The 1,024-nt window shown below is 69.7% G+C and carries 1 protein-coding gene; it reads right to left on the bottom strand.

Annotated elements, in window-relative coordinates:
- Positions 1-53 precede the first annotated feature (53 nt).
- Positions 54-293 (bottom strand): chaplin, encoded by a 240-nt coding sequence (locus tag ACFW2E_RS47835; protein ID WP_384478685.1) that lies wholly within the window; start codon positions 291-293, stop codon positions 54-56.
- Positions 294-1,024 lie beyond the last annotated feature (731 nt).

Raw genomic sequence — 1,024 nt, 5'->3', positions numbered from 1 at the left:
CTCCCGCGGGGAAACCGCGGGCGGACGGCCGGTCGAAGGGGTGCGCCGCGACGTCAGCCGTTGGTGCAAGCGTTGCCGAACGCCGGGTTCAGCAGGGCGATCACGTCGACGGTGTTGCCGCAGACATTGACCGGCACGTGGACAGGAACCTGGACGACGTTGCCCGACAGCACGCCCGGGGAGTTGGCGGCGCTGCCGGAGGCGCCGCTGTCGGCGGCGGCGATGCCGGCACCGCCGGCGACGGCTGCGGCGGCGGCGGTGGTCAGAACAAGGCCCTTCGCAATACGCGACATGGAGAGGTGCTCCTTGGGGGGTCGACATAAACATGCGGACGGAAATGCCCGGCGTTGTGTCAACGCGCGACGCTCCCACCGGTTGTGCGCCAAAGGAGTGATCTGAGGCCCGAGTCACTACCTTCACGAATCCGACATACTTGCCTGTTTTCAACTGATTAATGCGGATAGCATCTGGAGTGCGGTCGCTGAGCCTCCACCGCCTACAGCACGCGGACGGCAGCGGCGACCAACTGTGCGCGGTGAAATGGCAGTTGGGTACCGGCGTACGCGCACGGCGCCAAGGCGGGAATCGCCGGACGGCTCGTGTAACGCGGGCGGATCCCGACCGTGTTCCAGGCGCAGGCCTTGGTCGGTTCGGGGCGGTCGGGAGGGACCGCGGCGCCGTCGCTGAAGTGGGAGATGCCGGGGCCGCGTTGGGCATTCGGCGTGATGTGTGCGAGCGAGGCCGGGCGCGCGACGGGGCGGCTCCATCGCCGGTGCGTCACGGCGACCCCGTTCCAGAGCCCCGCCCGGGCGCACTCCTGGTGGCTCTCGTACGGCGGCCCGGGTCGGCCGGGGCTGGTGCGGCGACGCGCTGGAGCGCGTCCACGGAACACGAATGGTGCAGCGCCACTCGGCCGCTTCGAGGCGGCGACGAGAGCGGGAACGCGCGACGCGCACGGCGCGCGGCCTTCACGGCGGCGAGATAGTGAGAGTGGTGCGACGCCGAAGGTGTCTTGGTATAGTGT

Source organism: Streptomyces sp. NPDC058964, assembly GCF_042741275.1.
In the GTDB taxonomy this organism is placed as follows: Bacteria; Actinomycetota; Actinomycetes; order Streptomycetales; family Streptomycetaceae; genus Streptomyces.
This window is presented reverse-complemented; position numbering and strand designations above follow the sequence as displayed.